Consider the following 379-nt stretch of genomic DNA (forward strand, 5'->3'; position numbering starts at 1 on the left):
GAGGAGCAGCGGCGGGAGGCTCTGGACAGCGCCGAGCGGCACCGCCAGGAGCTGGAGGAGTCCCGCCGCCTGCACGACCCGCTGAACCTGCACGGCCCGCACCGGCAGCACGAGCGGCGGCCCGAGGACGGCTGAGCCTCCTCACCGGCCCGGCGTCGGTTACAGCCGGGCCGGCGCCCCGCCCTTCAACGCTTTCAGCTCGAACGTCTCCGCCATGCGCGCGTACCCCGCGTCGCTGGGGTGCAGCCCGTCCCCGGAGTCGTACCCGGCGCGGAAGCGGCGCGGGTCGTACGCGTCCCGCACCGCCTCGTCGAAGTCCACGACCTCGTCGAACACCCCGCCGTCGCGGATCTCCGCGTTGACCCGCTGCCGCACGTCC

The 379-nt window shown here is 74.9% G+C and carries 1 protein-coding gene; it reads right to left on the minus strand.

From position 1 onward, the window contains the following. Nucleotides 1-159 precede the first annotated feature (159 nt). Nucleotides 160-379: SGNH/GDSL hydrolase family protein (locus LPA54_RS42055; RefSeq protein ID WP_368857929.1), on the minus strand; the 220-nt coding region annotated here is incomplete at its 5' end.

The sequence above is a fragment of the Streptomyces sp. DH12 genome, assembly GCF_020873895.1.
Classification (GTDB): Bacteria; Actinomycetota; Actinomycetes; order Streptomycetales; family Streptomycetaceae; genus Streptomyces.